The 19,412-nt window shown below is 71.4% G+C and carries 17 protein-coding genes and 1 pseudogene; 12 read left to right on the forward strand and 6 right to left on the reverse strand.

Annotation, left to right across the window (positions count from 1 at the left end):
* Positions 1–361, reverse strand: a pseudogene (locus AB0950_RS00005) (hypothetical protein); the annotation flags it as partial.
* A gap of 618 nt (positions 362–979) precedes the next feature.
* Here AB0950_RS00005 and AB0950_RS00010 point away from each other — a divergent pair.
* Positions 980–2,239 carry a DUF4041 domain-containing protein gene (locus AB0950_RS00010; RefSeq protein WP_366777450.1) on the forward strand — a complete coding sequence of 420 codons (1,260 nt, stop codon included), beginning with the start codon at positions 980–982 and terminating at the stop codon, positions 2,237–2,239.
* 486 nt (positions 2,240–2,725) lie between these two features.
* Positions 2,726–3,214 carry a hypothetical protein gene (locus AB0950_RS00015; RefSeq protein WP_360154959.1) on the forward strand — a complete coding sequence of 163 codons (489 nt, stop codon included), beginning with the start codon at positions 2,726–2,728 and terminating at the stop codon, positions 3,212–3,214.
* A gap of 14 nt (positions 3,215–3,228) precedes the next feature.
* Here the strand turns inward: AB0950_RS00015 and AB0950_RS00020 are convergent, their stop codons facing one another.
* Positions 3,229–4,326, reverse strand: a complete 1,098-nt coding sequence (locus AB0950_RS00020) for a Ku protein (RefSeq protein ID WP_366777451.1) — start codon at positions 4,324–4,326, stop codon at positions 3,229–3,231.
* A 96-nt stretch (positions 4,327–4,422) separates the two neighbouring features.
* Between AB0950_RS00020 and ligD the strand changes: the two genes are divergently transcribed.
* On the forward strand, positions 4,423–5,310 hold the full coding sequence (ligD, locus tag AB0950_RS00025; RefSeq protein ID WP_366777452.1) for a non-homologous end-joining DNA ligase: 888 nt from the start codon (positions 4,423–4,425) through the stop codon (positions 5,308–5,310).
* Between the two features lie 820 nt (positions 5,311–6,130).
* Here ligD and AB0950_RS00030 read toward each other — a convergent pair.
* Positions 6,131–6,928 carry an NERD domain-containing protein gene (locus tag AB0950_RS00030; RefSeq protein ID WP_366777453.1) on the reverse strand — a complete coding sequence of 266 codons (798 nt, stop codon included), beginning with the start codon at positions 6,926–6,928 and terminating at the stop codon, positions 6,131–6,133.
* Positions 6,929–7,028: 100 nt separating this feature from the next.
* Here AB0950_RS00030 and AB0950_RS00035 point away from each other — a divergent pair, with 100 nt between their 5' ends.
* From AB0950_RS00035 to AB0950_RS00055, 5 genes are all read left to right on the forward strand, one after another.
* Positions 7,029–7,538 carry a protein phosphatase gene (locus AB0950_RS00035; RefSeq protein WP_360154947.1) on the forward strand — a complete coding sequence of 170 codons (510 nt, stop codon included), beginning with the start codon at positions 7,029–7,031 and terminating at the stop codon, positions 7,536–7,538.
* 188 nt (positions 7,539–7,726) lie between these two features.
* Positions 7,727–8,473, forward strand: a complete 747-nt coding sequence (locus AB0950_RS00040; protein ID WP_366777454.1) for a hypothetical protein — start codon at positions 7,727–7,729, stop codon at positions 8,471–8,473.
* The gene (locus tag AB0950_RS00045) at positions 8,470–9,723 is read left to right on the forward strand and encodes a HAMP domain-containing sensor histidine kinase (protein ID WP_360574789.1); all 1,254 of its coding nucleotides are present in this window, start codon (positions 8,470–8,472) and stop codon (positions 9,721–9,723) included. Before AB0950_RS00040 ends, AB0950_RS00045 begins: the two co-directional genes overlap by 4 nt.
* 123 nt (positions 9,724–9,846) lie before the next feature.
* Positions 9,847–11,205 carry an FtsW/RodA/SpoVE family cell cycle protein gene (locus AB0950_RS00050; RefSeq protein ID WP_360154938.1) on the forward strand — a complete coding sequence of 453 codons (1,359 nt, stop codon included), beginning with the start codon at positions 9,847–9,849 and terminating at the stop codon, positions 11,203–11,205.
* Between the two features lie 35 nt (positions 11,206–11,240).
* Positions 11,241–12,698 carry a penicillin-binding transpeptidase domain-containing protein gene (locus AB0950_RS00055; protein ID WP_366777657.1) on the forward strand — a complete coding sequence of 486 codons (1,458 nt, stop codon included), beginning with the start codon at positions 11,241–11,243 and terminating at the stop codon, positions 12,696–12,698.
* A 34-nt stretch (positions 12,699–12,732) separates the two neighbouring features.
* On the opposite strand, the gene AB0950_RS00060 is transcribed toward AB0950_RS00055, so the two are convergent.
* Both AB0950_RS00060 and AB0950_RS00065 read right to left on the reverse strand, forming a co-directional pair.
* Complete coding sequence (locus AB0950_RS00060) at positions 12,733–13,602, reverse strand: hypothetical protein (protein WP_366777659.1); 870 nt, start codon at positions 13,600–13,602, stop codon at positions 12,733–12,735.
* A 91-nt stretch (positions 13,603–13,693) separates the two neighbouring features.
* Positions 13,694–14,803, reverse strand: a complete 1,110-nt coding sequence (locus tag AB0950_RS00065) for a ferritin-like domain-containing protein (protein ID WP_360154935.1) — start codon at positions 14,801–14,803, stop codon at positions 13,694–13,696.
* Between the two features lie 123 nt (positions 14,804–14,926).
* On the opposite strand from AB0950_RS00065, the gene AB0950_RS00070 reads away from it, so the two are divergent.
* The 4 genes from AB0950_RS00070 (at position 14,927) to AB0950_RS00085 (ending at position 18,138) form a co-directional block, all read left to right on the forward strand.
* Entirely contained in the window at positions 14,927–15,865 is a 939-nt protein-coding gene (locus AB0950_RS00070) for a diiron oxygenase (protein ID WP_366777456.1), read from the forward strand.
* Positions 15,866–15,994: 129 nt separating this feature from the next.
* The gene (locus AB0950_RS00075) at positions 15,995–16,654 is read left to right on the forward strand and encodes a TetR/AcrR family transcriptional regulator (RefSeq protein ID WP_360154929.1); all 660 of its coding nucleotides are present in this window, start codon (positions 15,995–15,997) and stop codon (positions 16,652–16,654) included.
* Positions 16,641–16,961, forward strand: a complete 321-nt coding sequence (locus tag AB0950_RS00080; protein WP_360154926.1) for a hypothetical protein — start codon at positions 16,641–16,643, stop codon at positions 16,959–16,961. The genes AB0950_RS00075 and AB0950_RS00080 overlap by 14 nt, the downstream gene beginning before the upstream one ends.
* A 124-nt stretch (positions 16,962–17,085) precedes the next feature.
* Entirely contained in the window at positions 17,086–18,138 is a 1,053-nt protein-coding gene (locus AB0950_RS00085; RefSeq protein ID WP_360574786.1) for a C40 family peptidase, read from the forward strand.
* Here AB0950_RS00085 and AB0950_RS00090 read toward each other — a convergent pair.
* Positions 18,111–19,364, reverse strand: a complete 1,254-nt coding sequence (locus tag AB0950_RS00090; protein ID WP_360154920.1) for a styrene monooxygenase/indole monooxygenase family protein — start codon at positions 19,362–19,364, stop codon at positions 18,111–18,113. The two genes, AB0950_RS00085 and AB0950_RS00090, sit on opposite strands and share 28 nt — an antisense overlap.
* Between the last annotated feature and the right edge of the window lie 48 nt (positions 19,365–19,412).

Raw genomic sequence — 19,412 nt, forward strand, 5'->3', positions numbered from 1 at the left:
GCTTCAGTACCGCCACGACGTCCTCGACGGCTGCCTCACCGGCACCGGTCTCCGACGCCAGCCACCATGACGACATCACGCATTCAAGGTCAATAGTCGTACCCGAACCCCAGATCATGACGGCCACGAATAGGTCACGCAGCGCGTCGGGTTCGTCACCGACGTGCTCACGGAGACGGGCCAGGTCGCCTCGGCTGATGAGACGGTCACCGCTCGGCCCGTGCGCAGTTCTGACGCCGATATCAAGTACGTGCGCCGCTCCGTGCGACGTCAACCGCCAGCGCCACGTTTCTGGACGGAAGCGCACGGGCTTCTGTTGGCATTCGCCGTAGCGGACGACGAGCTTCTGAAGCTGCTTCATTGGGCTCCCCCTGGCCATGACAATGGCGTGCCGTGGGCCACAGCGTATGTGAGGACATGCCAAGAGGACACGCCTCTCGGCGGTGACAGACGTACCAGCCCGTAGGCAGCACGATCAGGACCCCATGGCGAGGTGAGGGTAGTAACCTCCGTCTACTAACTCTCCGCACTCTGAGGGGTGCGGGCTGTGAAGACAGTATCGGTCTGTGGGGACGGACCGGGTTGGGGGTCTAGTGATCACGTATCGGTTCAATCCGCCGCCAGGCTGGCCGGCGCCGCCTCCTGGGTGGATGCCGCCTCCCGGCTGGCATCCCGACCCCTCCTGGCCACCGCCGCCGCCAGGTTGGCAGCTTTGGATTCCTGACGCCCCAAGTAGCGTCAGTACTGTGGACGTCGACGCCGGCACCGCAGAGTTGTCAGGTCAAGCCACCAGTGCCCTCGCGGCACCAACCCCACCATCAGGCCCTACGCACGACAACCCGGTAGTCGATGCAGGGCCGCAACACCCTCGCGGTCTGCCGTCCCCACGGCACGCCGCGCTGGTTTGTTCGGCAGGCGTCGTCGCGACGAAAGCCAAGAGATCGAACAGTTGCGCGCGTGGATAACCAGCACGCAGGGCATGAACGCCGTCCAGGTCCTCGATGCCCTGCGTGCGGCGCGTGAGGAAGCCGCGGCTGTGCGGGAAGCTGCAGAAGGTGAGGCGGAGCAGATCCGCCAAAGGGCCCGGGACGAGGTGAAGACGGAGAAGGCGGAGGCGAAAAAGGTCGCCGAAGAAGCTGACCGCGTCCGGAAGGAGGTGGAGAGGGTAAGGCAGGAAACCTACAAGGCCGGCAGCCGACTTGCCGAACTCAAGGCCCAAGTCGTGACCACTGACGAAACGGCGATGCTCCAGCAGGTCGGGATCTACGCCTACCGGCACCAACTGCAGGATGCCATTGCCTACCGGACTCAATTGGATTCGCTGAAAGCCGAGATCAAGAGGCTTGTGCGTACCGACCAAGCGGTCCTCGCAGTGCAGCACTGGACGGTCAACGGGTCGGCCAGCGCCGGACGGAAGATGGTCCGGGACTTCTGGAAACTCATGCTCAGGGCATACAACGCCGAGGCGGAGTACGCGGTGCGCTCCATGCGCCCCCACCGTCTGAACTCGCTCATTGACCGCCTCTACAAGAGTCGGGAGACCATCGCGAAGCTCGGTGCGACGATGAACATCCGCATCTCCGATGCCTACCACAATGCCCGTGTGCGTGAACCGGAGCTGACTGCGGACTTCCTGCAGAAGAAGGAAGAGGAGAAGGAAGCTCAGCGAGAGATCCGGGCGCGGGAGAAGGAAGAAGCCGCCGCCCAACGGGAGTTGGAGCGGGAGCGAGAGAAGCTTCAGAAGGAGTTGGGCCACTACCAAGTAGCTTTGGAGCGACTTCGGGATCGTGGGGACGCCGACGCCGTGGCGGAGATGGAAGCCAAACTTACGGAAATCGAAGAGGCCCTCAGCTCCGTCGAGGCCCGTGCCGCGAATGTCCGCGCAGGTTACGTGTACGTGATCTCCAACATTGGCGCCTTCGGTGAGCGGATGGTCAAGATCGGGATGACGCGGCGGCTGGAGCCACTGGAGCGTGTCTACGAGCTGAGCGGTGCATCAGTGCCGTTCCGGTTCGACGTCCATGCCCTGATTTTCAGCAAGGACGCGGTGGGTCTGGAGTCACAACTGCACCAGGAATTCGCAGAGCACCGAGTCAACCGTGTCAACGCCCGAAAGGAGTTCTTCCGCGTCACCCCGGCCCAGGTGCGCGATGCCCTCCAACGGTACGCCGGCCAGCATCTTGTCGAGTTCACGGAAGAGCCTCAGGCCCTGGAATGGCGCGCCAGCCAAGCGAGCTGATCCGGGATACCGCTCCGCTGCAGTCAGGGGGCGCGGCGGTGAGCCATCGCCGGCCGCGCCCACAGCGCCTTCCGCAACCACTGCCCCTCTGTCTTCCTCCCGGTGCACGTAGCTGTGATCTTCATGGTTGCCGGGATGTCCGCCACTGCCGGTGATACGGCCAGGCGTAGTGGTGTCGTCCGGTCGAGCGTCCATTAGTCGTTGTCGTCCTGCTTGGTGCGGTCCCGCTCCGCTCCGCTCGGCGTGGATGACGGCGCCGTTGCTGCAGCAAGCAGCCCCGTGGGTCGCGCGGCGTCTGGTTTGCGGTGCTCGCAGCCCGACACCCAGGGGCTAGCGCGCGGACGGATCGAAACGGAACCGCCTGCCTGCCGTCGGCAGTGAAAGGGCTGCCAAGACTGCGTGGTCCTGGTAGCGATTCGGCAGTCTTGCTTTGGAACGATCTCGCTGCCCGACCGTTCCTTGGATATGACCTAGGTGGTGCACTTCGTGAGACTGACCCGTGTAACCCTCGCCGTGGCCGGTGGCGCCCTCGTCCCGGTGCTGCTGCTCGCCACTCCGTCCTACGCCGGCGCCACGACGACCTCCGGCGGTGCCACGACGTCCTCGGCCACCGCCAGTACGTCCTCGGCGGCCACCACCGCGTCGCAGACCGGCTCGCCCTACGACGAGATGGATGTGGACGACCTGCGCATCGCGATACTCCGCATCCTCGCCGATCCCGACAGCGGCAGGCGCGTGACCCTGGAGGGCAACGGCCTGCTCGAGAGCGGCACCGCGGAGGAGATGCGGGCCTGGCTCGAGAGCGGGTACCGGCTCGCTCAGGCCGAGGACGACCGCGTCGCCATCTTCAGGATCCTCGCCGATCCCGGCAGCAGCGACGCCCTGCGTGCGGCGGCGGGCGCGGCGCTGGACGACGGCACTCCGGAAACGCTGCGTTACTTCCTCGAGGTCGGCCAGTACGAGGTGGACGGCTAGTCGGCTCCCGGTCCTCACGCCGTCCGTTTGCGGGACGCCGTTTTCTTCGTCGCCGTCTTCTCCGCCGACGTCTTCTTCGCCGTCGCCGTACTCTTCGCCGCCGTACTCTTCGTCGCCGTACTCTTCGTCGCCCTGCTCTTCGTCGTCGTGCTCTTCGAAGCCGCCGTCTTCTTCGTGCCCTGAGCCGTCTTGGACGTCGACTTCCGGGCCGGTTCCGGCTTCTTCTCGGTGGTCGTCTTCTTGGCCGTGGAGGTTGATTTCTTGCCGCCGGCCGCTTTCGGCGCCGCCCTGCGAGGCAGGGGTCTGACCTCGGCCTCCGTTGCGGTGGGGGGCTCGCCGCGGGACTCTCGTGCCGCGCGGACGCTGCTTTCCAGGGCGGCCATGAGGTCCAGGACCTTTCCCCCGGCGGCCGGCTCGGGGGCCTCCGGTGGGGCCTCACCGGAGGCCTTCGCGGCGATGACCTCCTCCAGGGCCTCGCGGTACTCGTCGTGGAGGTCATCGAGGTCGACCTCGCCGAGGGTGTCCATCAGGGCGTCCGCGAGGTCGAGTTCCTTGTCGCGGACGGTGACGGAGGTGTCGGGGGCCACGCCCTCGGGCGCGCGGACCTCGTCCGGCCACAGCAGGCCGTGCATGGCGATCGCGTCGCCGACCACGCGGAGCATGCCGAGGCGTTCGCGGCCGCGCAGGGCGTACTTGGCGATGGCGACCTTGTTGCTGCGCTTGAGGGCCTCGCGGAGCAGGACGTACGGCTTGGCGGCGGGGGCTCCGCCGGCGGCGAGGTAGTACGCCGCGCCCATCTGGAGCGGGTCGATCCGTTCGGCCGGCACGAAGGCCACGATCTCGATGGTGCGGGCGGTCGGGATGGGGAGGTGGGAGAGGTCGTCGTCGGTGATCGGGATGATCGTGCCGTCCGCGTCCTCATAGCCCTTGCCGATCTCCGACTGGCTGACCTCGCGGTCCTCCAGTTCGCACACCTTGCGGTAGCGGATGCGGCCGTTGTCCTCGGTGTGGATCTGGCGGAAGGAGATCGCGTGGCTCTCCGTGGCGTTCACCAGCTTGATCGGGATGCTGACGAGCCCGAAGGAGATGGCGCCGTTCCATATCGATCGCACGAGCCGCACCCTTCCTACGCCGATGGCCGATCGTGGAGATCAAGCGGTTACGGCGATTTCGCTGGTTTGCACAAGATTGTCTGCGATTGTCATCGTATGACGCCTATCACAGAGGTGGAGGGGCGGCGGGTCGCGCTCAGCAACCTGGAGAAGGTGCTGTATCCGGAGACCGGCTTCACCAAGGCGGAGCTGGTGCACTACTACGCGACCAGCGCCGGTGCGCTGCTGCCGCATCTGCGCGACCGGGCCGTGTCCTTCCTGCGCTATCCGGACGGCCCGGACGGGCAGCTGTTCTTCACCAAGAACGTCCCGCCGGGTACCCCCGACTGGGTCACGACCGCCGAGGTGCCGCGGTCGTCGGCCGACAGCCCCGCCCGGATGGTCGTCGTACAGGACCTGCCGAGCCTGGTCTGGGCGGCGAATCTCGTCACCGAGTTCCACACCCACCAGTGGCTCGTGCAGTCGCCGGACCTCGCCGACCGGCTGGTCTTCGACCTCGACCCGGGCCCGCCAGCGACCCTCCTCCACTGCTGCGAGGTCGCCCTGTGGCTGCGGGACCGGCTCGCGGCGGACGGGATCGAGGCGTACCCGAAGACGGCCGGGTCGAAGGGGCTGCATCTGCTGGCCTCGGTGCGGGGGGCGTCCTCCGAGCGGACCAGCGAGTACGCGAAGGCGCTGGCCGTGGAGGCCGAGCGGGCGATGCCGCGGCTGGTGGTGCACCGGATGACGAAGAGCCTGAGACCGGGGAAGGTGTTCGTCGACTGGAGCCAGAACGCGGCCCGCAAGACCACGGCCACGCCCTATACGCTGCGCGCCCGCCGGGTTCCGCTGGTGTCCGCGCCGGTGACCTGGGAGGAGGTCGCGCAGTGCCGCAGCCCGGGGCAGCTGGAGTTCCAGGCCGGCGACATCGCGCCCCGGCTCCAGGACCTCGGGGACCTGATGGCGCCGCTGCTGGACGCGGACTCGACCGCGCCGCTGCCCTGACGAGCGCCGGTCCACACCGGTCGCCTTCCACGCCCGACAAGGGTCCTCGCCGACCGTGGCCTCGGACAGCGGACTCCGCCGCCCTTCAGCCCCGACGAGGGCCCCCGACCACACCGGTCACCTTCCACGCCCCACGAGGGACCTCACCGACCGCCGCACGGACAACGGACTCCACCGCGCCACTGCCCCGACGAGCACCGCCCCGCACCGGCGCCTCCCACGCCCGACAAGGGACCCCCCGACCGACGCTCGGACAACGGACTCCACCGCCCCTCAGCCCCGACGAGCACCGATCCCCACCGGTCACCTCCCACGCCCGACAAGGGACCCCCCGACCGACGCTCGGACAACGGACTCCACCGCCCCTCAGCCCCGACGAGCACCGCCCCGCACCGGCCGCCTCCCACGCCCCACGAGGGACCCCCCGACCGACGCTCAGACAACGGACTCCACCGCCCCTCAGCCCCGACGAGCGCCGATCCCCACCGGTCACCTCCCACGCCCGACAAGGGACCCCCCGACCGACGCTCGGACAACGGACTCCACCGCCCCTCAGCCCCGACGAGCACCGCCCCGCACCGACGCCTCCCACGCCCCACGAGGGACCCCCCGACCGACGCTCAGACAACGGACTCCACCGCCCCTCAGCCCGGACGAGCGCCGATCCTCACCAGTCGCCTTCCACACCCCACGAGGCACCCCCCGACCGACGCTCGGACACGGACCCCACCGCCCCTCAGCCCCGACGAGCACCGCTCCTCACCAGTCGCCTCCCACGCCCCACGAGGCCCCCCGACCGCCGCCTCGGACAGCGGAGTCGCTACACCCTCCCCCAAGTCCTCCGGTCCCGTGCCATCGCGTGCAGTGCCTCGACGTCCGCCGGCTTCAGGACCCCTCCCAGTCGGCCCAGGCCGGGCAGCTCGGTGTCCTGGAGGATGCGTACCGTTCTCGGCTGGACCGTGATCGTCAGGTCGGCCGGGCCGGCCAGGGCCAGGAGCGGGTGGACCTCGGCGGTCAGGGCGTAGGAGGCCCGGTCGGCGGCGGCGCGCAGCCGGCGCAGCAGGGGCTCGGGCTCGCGGCGGCCCACGGTGACCATCGGGTCGGCGACCCGCACCCGCGCCTTGCGGGCGTACAGGGCGTGCACGGCGAACAGGCCGCCGGGGCCGAGCAGGAGGTGGTGGATGCGGTCGCCGCCGGGCAGGGCTATGGAGTGCAGGGTGTGCCAGCCGGCGCCCTCCAGGCCGTCCAGGGCGGTACCGACGGTTTCCTCGGCGGTCAGGGCGCGCCGGCGCGGGTCGGGGCGCAGCCGGTGGGCGGGGTCGCGGTCGAGGGCGACGAGGAGGGCCTCGCCGGGGCGGTTGGGCGCCAGGTCGTCGTCGGGGTGCAGGGTGAGCCGGGCGAGTTCCGCGGGGGTCGGGACCGGCGGCGGGCCCACGGTGACCGGGCCGGTCAGGAACGGTTTCAGGGCCTGCAGTACGGCGTCCCTGCTGTCCTCGCCGAGCAGGTTGACCCGGCCGGTCTCACGGTCGTACCAGGCGACGTTGGATCCGTCCGGGCGGCAGACGTACAGCCGTTCCCGGCCGTGCCGATTGGCCGGCACCACGCGCAGTGCGCTCATGCGCCATCACCCCTCGACCATGGGAACAGGCGGGGTGCTCCTGGGGCAAGACCGGTTACCGTGGAGGGCGGCCCCGCGAGGGGGAGTTGGGGAGGCGCCGTTGCGGATCCGCGGAAAGCAGCCCGACGTACCGGCTCCGGAGAGCCCGTGGAACGAGATCGTGCCCGGCCTGTGGATGGGCGGGCACGAGTTCCGGGGCCGCTCGGGAGGGCCGGAGCTCGCCGTCGTCCATGACGAGTTCGATGTGGTGCAGACGCTGTTGCGGCTGCCGGGGTACGGCCCCGATCCGGGCGTCGAGCACCATGTGTGGCCGATCCCGGACGGCCCGCTGGACGGGACCCAGCTGGCCGGGGTGATCCGGCTGGCGCGCGCGGCGAACGAGGCGCTGGACGCCGGCCGCCGGGTGCTCGTGCGCTGCTATCACGGGTACAACCGTTCCGGTCTGGTCGTCGCGCACGCCCTGCTGCAGCGCGGGCAGGGCTCGCCCGACGAGGTGATCCAGCTGATCCGGTCCCGCCGCTCGGCGTGGGCGCTGCACAACGAGCTGTTCGTGGAGTACCTGCGCGCGGGCCTGTCGACCGTGCGGCTGCTGGAGGAACTGGCCGAGTAGCCTCTCCTCCGGCCTCATGCCGGCGGACGCGCAAGCGTCACGTGCACACGCGCCCGGGCGTCACCCCGACGGCCCCGACGGCCGCACAGGCGTCACCCTCACGGGTGCGGAAAGTACGTACATCGGAACTTACCCGTCTACGCGTAAGGTGTACCGGCCCCGACCGGCCCCGACACCCCAGGAGCACCGTGCCAGCCCGCCGTCCCGCGCGCACCGCCGCCACCGCGGCCGCCGTCGTGCTGCTCGCGGCGACCGCGGTGGCCTGCGGGGACGCCGGGGGGCTGCGGAGCGCGGGCGCGACGCCGCCCGCGGTCAGCCCCGCCAAGCTGTGGCCCGGCCTACGCCCGGCGTCCAGCCCCGCCTACCCCTACGACGTGGCGACCCGGGAGGTCGTCAAGGGCGTCGCGGTCCCCGGCGACGACATCCGCGAGGTGGACCCGGTGGACGTGGTCGAGGCCGAGGTCAGGGCCCATCCGGACGACTACGGGTCGAAGGGGCCGTACCACGCGACCGTGGACCGGCTCGGGGACTGCCGGCCCGGCGGCGACCGGGCGCGCTGCCCGCTGCTGACGCCGTACTACCGGGACCTCACGGGCGACGGCCGGGACGACATGACGCTCGGTTTCCGGCTCTTCCCCACCAACCAGACGGCCGTACGGGTCTACACCGTCGAGAAGCACCGGCTGGTGCAGGTGCTGTCCGACAACGACGCGATCATCGGCGTGGAGCTGGCCGGCCGGACGCTGATCGAGCGCTCGCCCGCCGACATCTCCGGTTACGAGTACCGCACGACCTGGGTGTGGGACCCGGGGCAGCGCGCGATGGTCTTCTCCCGCGACGAGTACCTGCACACCGGTGACGGCCGGCACGCCAAGAAGCCCTCGCCGTCCCCCTCTCCGTCCGGCTCCCCCTCCGCCTCGGCGAGCGCGCCATGAGGTTCGCTCTCCCCCGCTGGGCCGGGCCGCTCGCCGTGAAGGCCGCCGCCTTCATCACGGTGATGTGCTGTGCGCTGGCCGCGCTGCTCGGCGTCCTGGTGCACGTCTCGGTGACCAACCAGACCGTCGGCCAGGCCCGCGGCCGGGCGCTGTCCCGCCTCGCGGACGCCACCGCGGCGTACGAGGCCGGGGACGCGCTGCCGCCGAACGCCGGCGTGGACCCCCGGGGGCTGCCCGCGCGGCTGCGGCGGCTCGCGGCGGCCGGCCGGCGCGGCACCATGGTCTCCTCGCACGACGGGCGGCCCACCATGTGGGCGGCGGGCCCGGTGGCCGGGCGCCGGGCGCTCGCCGTGGCCGTCGACTACTCGCAGCAGTCCCGCACCATCGCCGGGCTCGACAACTCCATCCTGTGGTCGTCGGGGCTGGCGATCGGGGCGACGGTGCTGGTCGGCGTGTTCGCGGTGACGCGGGTGACGCGGCGGCTGCACGGCACCGCGCAGGTCGCCCGGCGGATCAGCGCGGGCGACCTGGACGCGCGCGTGCACGACCCGCGCACGAGGGACCCGTCCCGCCCGCAGGACGAGGTGGCCGCGGTGGCGGCGGCCCTGGACACCATGGCCGCCACGCTGCAGAGCAAGCTGCTGAGCGAGCAGCGGTTCACCGCGGACGTGGCGCACGAGCTGCGCACCCCGCTGACCGGTCTGCACGCGGCGGCCGAGCTGCTGCCGCCGGGCCGGCCGACGGAGCTGGTGCGCGACCGGGTGGCGGCGCTGCGCACCCTCACCGAGGACCTGCTGGAGATCTCCCGGCTGGACACCGGGCGGGAGAAGCCTGCCGTGGACACCGAGGAGCTGGGCGCGCTGGCCCGGCGGGTGGTACGGGCCTCGGGCACCGACACCGAGGTGCGGGTCCTCGCCGACGCGCGGGTGGAGACCGACCGGCGGCGCCTGGAGCGGGTACTGGGGAACCTCGTCGCCAACGCGCACAAGCACGGAGCGCCGCCGGTGGTGCTGACGGTGGACGGCGCCGTGGTGACCGTCAGGGACCACGGGGCCGGATATCCGGAGTACCTGGTGGCCCACGGTCCGCAGCGGTTCCGTACGGAGGGCGGGGCCACTGGGCACGGACTCGGGCTGACCATCGCGGTGGGGCAGGCGGAGGTGCTGGGGGCGCGGCTGTCCTTCGCGAACTCCGTGGACGGCGGGGCGGTCGCCACGCTTGTCCTGCCGGACGGTGACGGGCAGCGGTAGAGGGCTCCGGTCCCACTGGTGGGTTGCCGGGTGCGGGCTGTCTGTGGTTTCTCGCGCCGTTCCCCGCGCCCCTTCGGGGCGCGCCCAAGCAAAGAAAAAATCCCCCTTGGGTAGGTTCCGGACATGACCAAGGCCGGAACCACCGTGGCGGCGCAGGCTTCCCCGCCCGTCGTACGCCTTCCCCGGCGCCGCGGCATCGAACTCGCGCTGATCATGCTGGCCGTCCTGCTGTCCGTGTACGGCTACTGCGCGGTGGGGCTGGCCCGGGCCGGCACCGTCCCGCCCGGCGCCGTCGGCTACGGCGCCGGGCTCGGCGTGCTCGCGCTGTGCGCGCACGTGGCGGTGCGGATCCGGGCGCCGTACGCCGATCCGCTCTTCCTTCCGATCGCCGTGCTGCTCAACGGGCTGGGGCTGGTCCTGATCTACCGGCTGGACCTGGAGACCCCGGGCCACGAGGCCGCCCCCGCCCAGCTCGTGTGGTCCACGCTCGGGGTGGGGCTGTTCATCGGCGTGGTGCTGGTGCTGCGCGACCACCGGGTGCTCCAGCGGTACGCGTACGTCTGCGTCGCCGTCGCGCTCGGGCTGATGGCGCTGCCGATCCTGTTCCCCGCGGTCAACGGCGCCCGGATCTGGATCCGGATCGCCGGGTTCTCCATCCAGCCGGGCGAGTTCGCGAAGGTGATGCTCGCGGTGTTCTTCGCCGCCTATCTGGCCGCCAACCGCAACGCGCTCGCCTACACGGGCCGGCGGCTGTGGCTGCTGCAGTTCCCCACCGGGCGGGTGCTCGGGCCGATCGTGACGATCTGGCTGCTGAGCGTCGGCGTCCTGGTCCTGGAGCGGGACCTGGGCACCTCGCTGCTGTTCTTCGCGCTGTTCGTGGTGCTGCTGTACGTCGCCACGGGCCGGACCGGCTGGATCGCGGTCGGGCTGCTGCTCGCGGTCGTCGGCGCGGTGGCCGTGGGGCGGACCGAACCGCATGTGCACCAGCGGATCACGGACTGGCTGCACCCCTTCGCCACCATCGAGGCCGGGCAGGGCCCGAACCAGCTCTCGCAGTCGCTGTTCGCCTTCGCGGCGGGCGGAGTCCTCGGCAGCGGGCTCGGGCTCGGCCACTCCGTCCTGATCGGCTTCGCCGCCAAGTCGGACTTCATCCTGGCCACGGCGGGCGAGGAACTGGGGCTCGCGGGGCTCGCGGCGGTCATCCTGCTCTACGCGCTGCTGGTGGAGCGCGGCTACCGGGCCGGCCTCGCCCTGCGCGAGCCCTTCGGCCGGCTGCTCGCGGTCGGTCTGGCCTCGATCCTGGCGCTGCAGGTGTTCGTGATCGCGGGCGGGGTCACCGGGCTGATCCCGCTGACCGGCATGGCGATGCCGTTCCTCGCCCAGGGCGGCTCCTCGGTGGTCACCAACTGGGTGATGGTGGCGCTGCTGATCCGGGTGAGCGACTCGGCGCGCCACCAGTACGACGGGCGGGAGGCGCGGTGACCGGGTACGGCGGCTTCCACGAGGGCGAGCGGCCGATGGGCCGGTACATCCGGCACGCCTGCGCGTTCTGCACGCTGCTGCTGGCGGCGCTGCTGGCCAACGCGGCCCGGGTGCAGGTGGTGCAGTCGGGGGTGTACGACGGCAACCCGTACAACCGGCGCGCCGAGATCGCCCGTTACGGCCAGCCGCGCGGCGACATCCTGGTCGGCGGCGAGCCGGTCACCGGCTCCGTGGACACCGGCGAGCAGCTGCGCTACGAACGCACCTACAAGAACGGCCCCTTGTTCGCGCCGGTCACCGGCTTCTCCTCGCAGTCGTACGGCTCGACGTTCCTGGAGCAGGCCGGGGACGGGGTGCTCTCCGGCACGGACCCGATGCTGTCGCCGCTGCCGCTGTGGAAGGACGTGACGCGCGGCGCGAGCCCGGCCGGGGACGTCGTCACGACGCTGAACCGGGCCGCGCAGGAGGCGGCGTACCGGGGACTTGCCGGGCGCAAGGGCGCGGTGGCCGCGATCGAGCCGGCGACGGGCCGCGTGCTGGCCCTGGTGTCGAGTCCGTCGTACGACCCCGGGGAGCTGTCCGGCAACGGCGAGGCGGTGGCGTCGGCGTGGGCGCGGCTCACCCACGACCCGGAGAAGCCGATGCTCAACCGGGCGGTGCGGCAGACCTATCCGCCGGGTTCGACGTTCAAGGTGGTCACCGCGGCGGCGGCGCTGGACGCGGGTGTGGTCACCGACGTGGACGCGCGCACCGACTCCCCCGACCCCTACCGGCTGCCGGGCACCAGGACCCGGCTGACCAACGAGGCCGACGACTGCGGGGACGCCTCGCTGCGGTCGGCCTTCGAGTGGTCCTGCAACACGGTGTTCGCCAAGCTCGGCGTGGACGTCGGGGTGAAGGACATGCTGGCCACGGCGGAGGCGTTCGGGTTCAACGACGCCCGGCTGCGCATCCCCTTCTGGGTGGCGCGGAGCACCTTCGACCCGCGGGTGGACCAGGCGCAGCTGGCGCTGTCGTCGATCGGGCAGTACAACACGCGGGCCACGCCCCTGCAGATGGCGATGGTGGCGGCCGCCGTCGCCGACCGGGGGCAGCTGCGGACGCCGTACCTGGTGGAGCGGACGACCCGGAGGAACGGCGAGACGGTCGCCGGGAGCGGGTCGCATCCGGTGCGGCAGGTGATGAACCCCTCGACGGCGGAGCGGCTGAAGGAGCTGATGGCCGACGTGGTCCGGGAGGGCACCGGCACCCGGGCGGCCATCCGCGGCGCCCTGGTCGGCGGGAAGACCGGCACCGCGCAGCACGGGGTCGGCAACTCCGGTGTGCCGTACGCCTGGTTCGTCTCCTGGGCGCAGGCCGACGACAGTCTGGAGCCGCAGGTGGCGGTCGCGGTGGTGGTGGAGGACGCGTCGGCGAACCGGGGCGAGATCAGCGGCGGCGGCGACGCGGCGCCGATCGCGCGGGACGTGATGCGGGCGGTCCTGGGCCGGTGAGCACCGGAAGCACCGGCCCAGGGGAGCCGTGCGGTCAGTCGACCGGCTCGAGCATCTCCGAGCGGACCGTGAGCGTGTGCCGGGCGGCCGCGTCGAGGTCGACGTCGGACGGGTCGGGCGCCGGCAGGGCGGCCTCGCCGATGATGGCCGCCGTGTTGCCGTCCGCCCAGGCGCACACCGGGTAGGTGATCGTCACCAGGGACGCCTTCTGGGTGAGCACCTCGCAGCTGATCGTGACGTCGGAACCGGACGGGGTGACGTCCTGCGGCGCGCGGTCCACGGTCACGCTGTCGGCGTCGGTGGCGCCCTTGAGCATGTTGCGCCGCACCGCGTCCTTGTTCTTGAACCGGCCGTACATGCCCGACACCAGCAGCATGCCCTTGCTGCTGTCGCCGCCGGGGCTGTAGCGGGCGGTGACGGCGTGGATGTCCTTGGCGTCCCAGGCTCCGTCGGCCTCCTTCTCGACCTTCTTGCCCTCGGTGTCGGACAGGTCCTCGGCGAGCTGGTACTTGTCCTCGAGCAGGGTCTTGGGCAGCGTCAGCTTGTTCTTCGCCTCGGGGAAGCCGCTCTCGGCCGCCACCCCGATCAGCGCGAGCACCACGACGATCGCCACGACGGCGCCGCCCACGATCCCGAGGATCAGCCCGACCCGCCGCTTCTTCGGCAGCGGGGCCATGGGCGGCACGCCCCAACCGCCGTACGGCTGCTGGCCGTACGGCTGGGGCGGGTAGGGCTGCTGCGGCGGGTACGGCGAGCCGTAGGGGCCGGGGGCGGCCGGCGGGGGCTGCTGGCCGTAGGGGCCCGGGGCGGCAGCCTGCGGGGGCGGCCCGTACGGGTTCGGCTGCTGCTGGGGGCCGTTGGGATACGGCCGGCCGCTGGGATACGGCTGCGGTGGCGGAGGCATGGACACGTCGGAACGCTACTGCACCCGGGTGAACGACCCGACGGCCGCCTCGGAACCCACGGTCGGGGTCTCCGCAGCCCCGGACCCCGCCTCAGCTCTCCGCCGCGCCCGCCTCGATGGCCTCCTGCACCTCCGCCATCCGTTCCCGCTCCTCCGTGGCGAAGCGCTGGGCGTCCAGCTGGTCGGCCAGTTCCTCGTCCTGGGCCATGAGCAGGTCCAGGTCGGAGTCGCCGAGTTCGAGGACGCCCATGTCGACATAGGCCTGCTGCAGCCGCTTGCCCCACAGGCCGATGTCCTTCACGCAGGGCACGATCCGGCTGAACAGCAGCTTGCGGAACAGCTGGAGGAACTCGGAGCGCTCGCTGAGGGCCTCCGCCTCGGCCTTGGGGATGCCGAAGTTCTCCAGGACCTCCACGCCCCGCAGCCGGTCGCGCATCAGATAGCAGCCCTCGATGACGAAGTCCTCGCGCTCGCGCAGTTCGGCGTCGGTGAGCTGCTTGTAGTAGTCCCTGAGGGCCAGCCGGCCGAAGGCCACGTGCCGGGCCTCGTCCTGCATGACGTAGGTGAGGATCTGCTTGGGCAGCGGCTTGTTCGTGGTGTCCCGGATCATCCCGAAGGCCGCCAGCGCCAGCCCCTCGATGAGGACCTGCATGCCGAGGTACGGCATGTCCCAGCGGCTGTCCCTGAGCGTGTCGCCGAGCAGGGACTGCAGGTTGTCGTTGATCGGGTAGACGAGCCCGATCTTCTCGTGCAGGAAGCGGCCGTAGATCTCGGCGTGCCGGGCCTCGTCCATGGTCTGGGTCGCGGAGTAGAACTTGGCGTCCAGGTCGGGCACCGACTCCACGATCCGGGCGGCGCAGATCATCGCGCCCTGCTCGCCGTGCAGGAACTGGCTGAACTGCCAGGAGGCGTAGTGCCGGCGCAGTTCGCCCTTGTCCTTCTCGGTCAGCTTGTCCCAGTACGGGGTGCCGTACAGGCTCATGGCCTCCTCGGGCGTGCCGAGCGCGTCGTACGGGTCGACCTCCAGGTCCCAGTCGATGCGCTGCTGCCCGTCCCACTGCTTGTCCTTGCCCTTCTGGTACAGGGCGAGCAGGCGTTCGCGGCCGTCGTCGTACTCCCAGCTGAAGCGGGCGGCGCCGCTGGCGGGCACCTGCCAGCGGGAGTCCGAGGGGGCGTTGGCGTACAGGTCATGGGTCGGCATACCTCGCAGGCTCACACGTAGACGCGAAGTCAACAAGTCATGCGCAAGGGATTGACGCCCTTGCTGACAGGCAGTCTCATAAGAGGGAGGAACACTACCCCCGGGTAACGAGGTGACGGAGCCATGACGACCCTGACGGAAGCGGACGCGCTGGACGGCCTGCGCGATGCGCTCGGCCTGCTCAAGGACCGGGAGCAGGTGGCCGAACGGCTGCTGGTCTCCTCCGCCAAGCACTCCTTCGACCCGGACGAGGAGCTGGACTGGGACGCGCCCTTCGAGGAGGGCAAGTGGTTCTGGCCGCCGGAGCTGGTGTCGCTGTACGACACGCCGATGTGGAAGCGGATGAGCGAGGAGCAGCGGATCCTGCTCTCCCAGCACGAGGCGGCGGCGCTGGCGTCGCTCGGCATCTGGTTCGAGATCATCCTGATGCAGCTGCTCGTCCGGCACATCTACGACAAGGCGGCGACGAGCGCGCACGTCCGCTACGCCCTCACCGAGATCGAGGACGAGTGCCGGCACTCGAAGATGTTCGCCCGGCTGATCTCGCACGGCGGCACGCCCTGGTACCCGGTGAGCAAGGTCCACCAGAACCTCGGCCGCCTGTTCAAGACCATCTCCACCACGCCCGGTTCCTTCACCGCCACGCTGCTCGGCGAGGAGGTGCTGGACTGGATGCAGCGGCTGACGTTCCCGGACGAGCGCATCCAGCCGCTGATCCGGGGTGTGACGCGCATCCACGTGGTCGAGGAGGCCCGGCACGTCCGGTACGCCCGTGAGGAGCTGCGGCGCCAGATGGTGACGGCGCCGAAGTGGTCCCAGGAGTTCACCCGGATCACCTCCGGCGAGTTCGCCCGCGTCTTCTCGGTCGCGTTCGTGAACCCCGAGGTCTACACGAACGTGGGCCTGGACAAGCGGGAGGCCATGGCCCAGGTGAAGGCGAGCGGGCACCGCCGTGAGGTCATGCAGACGGGCGCGAAGCGGCTGACGGACTTCCTGGACGACATCGGGGTGCTCAGGGGGGTCGGCCGGCGACTGTGGAGGTCGTCCGGGCTGCTGGCGTAGGTCCGCTACGGGCGCCCCGAAGGGGCGCGGGGCTGTGTCGATATGCGCCTTCGCCGTGGGCGCGACCGGCCACGACGGACCCGCGGCCGCCGACGTCGCCGCACCCCCGCGGCGATTAGGCTGACGGCCATGACCCCGCCCGCCGCCACCCCCGCCTACCGCCGCCTGAGCGTCGAAGAGCGGCGAAGCCAGCTCCTCGCCGCCGCCCTGGGCCTCTTCGCCCACCGCGCCCCGGAGGACGTGTCGCTGGACGACGTGGCGGAGGCGGCCGGCGTGTCGCGCCCTTTGGTGTACCGGTACTTCCCGGGCGGCAAGCAGCAGCTGTACGAGGCCGCGCTGCGGTCGGCCGCCGAGGAACTGCAGCTGTGCTTCGACGAGCCCCGCGAGGGCCCGCCGCTGCCCCGGCTGTCGCGGGCGCTGGACCGCTATCTGAGCTTCGTCGACGAGCACGACACCGGCTTCAGCGCGCTGCTCCAGGGCGGCAGCGTGGTGGAGACCTCGCGGACCACGGCCATCGTCGACGGGGTGCGCCGGGCCGCCGCCGAGCACATCTACCGCCACCTCGACGTCGCCGAGCCCGGCCCGCGGCTGCGCATGAGCGTGCGGACCTGGATCACGGCCGTGGAGGCGGCCTCCCTGATCTGGCTGGACGAGGGCAAGCAGCCCCCGGTGGAGGAGCTGCGCGACTGGCTGGTGGACCAGTTCGTGGCCATCCTCACGGTCACCGCCGCCCGGGACCCGCAGACGGCCGCGGTCGTCGGCGAGCTCGGCGCGGATGGCGGAAACTGAAGCGGTGAAGAGCCAGGACACCCCCTTCGAGGGCGGCCCCATGGACGGGCGCGTGCTGCCGGTGCTGGTCGGCCCCACCGGGCACCCCCCGAAGACGTACCGCATCCCCGTCCCGGACCCGGACGGCGGCGAGCCCACGGTGCTCGTCTACCGCCGGGTGCCGCGCGGGCACAGCAGGAGGCTGGGGCTGATCCAGGGGTGGAAGTACCAGTACGACCCGGAGGACGCCTCCGGCGGAAAGCCGCGGTGGCCCTGGTCGAGGCCGGGCGCCACGCCGCCGGGCCGGGCGGATGACACCAACGGGTGACACGCGTGCGCCGAACCGCGCACACCGGGCGCGCGCCCCGCACGCATACATCTGATTATCGCGGTGCGATAGGAGGCGACCAGCCCGCTCGCCGGGATTCTCCCCCCGCACCCGAGGTGATGACGTGTCAGGAACGTTTCTGCGCCTGGCCTGTACGGCCACGGTGGCAACCCAGGCCGTCCTCGTGCCCGCACCGGCCGCGGCCGCACCGCAGCCCCAGCGGTCCGTCTCCCAGCTGCTGACGGACCTTCAGACCCTGTACCGGCAGACCGAGCAGGCCACCGAGACCTACAACGCCACCGCGGTCAAGCTGCAACGCCAGCGCGCCGAGGTGTCCCGTCTCGACGGCGAACTGGCCCGCGCCCGCCTCACCCTGCTGGACAGCCGGTCCGACGCCGGCCGGCTGGCCCGCCGGCAGTACCAGAGCGCCGACGGCCTCGGCCCGTACGTCCGCGTGCTCCTCGCCCCCGATCCGCAGACCGCGCTGGACGAGGGCCATGTCGTCGGCGAGCTGGCGCGCGCGCAGGCCCGCGCCGTGAACCGGCTGAGCGCCACGGAGAGGACCAAGGACACCGTGGCCCGCGCCGCCCGCAGGGCCCTGGACGCCCAGCTCACCCTCGCCGAGCAGCAGAAGAAGCAGCAGGACGCGGTGCGGACCAAGCTCGCCGCGGTGGAACGCCTGCTGGCCGGTCTCACCCCGGCCCAGCTGGCCGCCATCGCCGCGCTCGAACAGCGGGGCGTCGCCGAGGCCCAGCACAAGCTCACCACCGCGGGCTCCCCGCCCGCGAACCGGCAGGCCTCCCCCGAGGGCGCCCGCGCGGTCCGCTACGCCCTGGACCAGCTCGGCAAGCCGTACGCGTGGGGCGCCCAGGGCCCCCGCTCCTACGACTGCTCGGGCCTCACCACGCAGGCCTGGCGGCACGCGGGCCGGTCGATTCCGCGCACCAGCCAGGAGCAGTGGCAGCGGCTGCGGCGCATCCCGCTCGGCCAACTGCGCCCCGGGGACCTGGTGGTGTACTTCCCGGACGCGACGCACGTGGCGATGTACGTCGGGAACGGGAAGGTCGTCCAGGCGCCGAGACCCGGAGCGAGGATCCAGGTGTCACCCCTGGCGTCGTATCCGGTGCTCGGCGCCGTACGACCGGACGGTCAGGCTCCCGTCACCGAGGCCAGGTAGGCCTCGGTCTTCTCCGGCTCGTAGAAGAAGTTCTCGAAGTCGGCCGGGTCGTTGAAGGCGTTGGCGAAGCGGTCCGCCACCGGCTGCAGCTGTCCGGCCGCGCCGATGAGGTTCAGGACGTGCTCCGGCGGCGGGGCCAGCATCGCGTTCGTCCACTTGGTGACGTGCTGGGCCGTCTGCCAGTAGCGGTCGAAGGTGGCCCGCATCCACTCCTCGTCGAACGGCTTGTCACCGTGCTCGAGGATGGACGCCAGGTACGCGGCCGCGCACTTGGCGGCCGAGTTGGAGCCCTGGCCGGTGATCGGGTCGTTGGCCACGACGACGTCCGCGACGCCCAGGACCAGGCCGCCGCCGGGGAGGCGGCCGATGGGGTTGCGGACGGTCGGGGCGTAGCGGCCGGCCAGGGTGCCGCCGGCGTCCGTCAGTTCCACCTTGGTGGCCCGCGCGTACTCCCAGGGCGTGAACTTCTCCATGAGTTCCAGGGTCAGGGAGAGGTGCTCCGCCGGGTCCTTGACGCCGTTGAAGACGTCGAGCGGGCCGCCGGGTATGCCCTCCCAGAACAGGATGTCGGCCGGGCCGGAGGTGGTGAGGGTCGGCATGACGAACAGCTCGCCGACGCCGGGGACCAGGTTGCAGCGGACGGCCAGGAAGTCCGGGTGCTCCGGGCGCGGGCCGAGCCCGTGGACGTACGCCACCGCCAGCGCCCGCTGCGGCTCGCTGTACGGCGAGCGGGAGGCGTCGCGGCCGAACATCTGGACGAGTTCGCCCTTGCCGGCGGCGACCAGGACGAGGTCGTACGTACGGGAGAAGTAGTCGAGGTCGCCGACGGCCGCGCCGTGGATGACCAGCTGGCCGCCGCGCTGGGCGAAGGTCTCCATCCAGCCGGCCATCTTCACGCGCTGGTCGACCGACTGCGCGTACCCGTCCAGCTTGCCGACCCAGTCGATCGCCCGCTGGGTGGGGCCCGGGTCGTGCGAGCCGGGGGCCGCGACCGAGACGCCGAGTCCTTCGATCTTCGGGGCCTGGGACTCCCAGAAGTTCACCTTCAGATCGCGCTCGTGCTGCAGCGCCGTGTGGAACATGCACTGCGTCGACATGACCCGGCCGCTGCGGATCTCGTCCGCGGTCCGGTTCGACATCAGGGTGACCTCGTAGCCGTGCGACTGCAGGCCGAGGGCGAGCTGGAGGCCGGACTGGCCGGCTCCGACGACGAGTATCTTCCGCATGCGGGTCGGGACTCCTTACGGGAACTGCTCGGGGACTGCACTGGGGAC

Origin of the sequence: Streptomyces sp. NPDC007189 (genome assembly GCF_040703635.1) — a bacterium.
Taxonomy (GTDB): domain Bacteria; phylum Actinomycetota; class Actinomycetes; order Streptomycetales; family Streptomycetaceae; genus Streptomyces.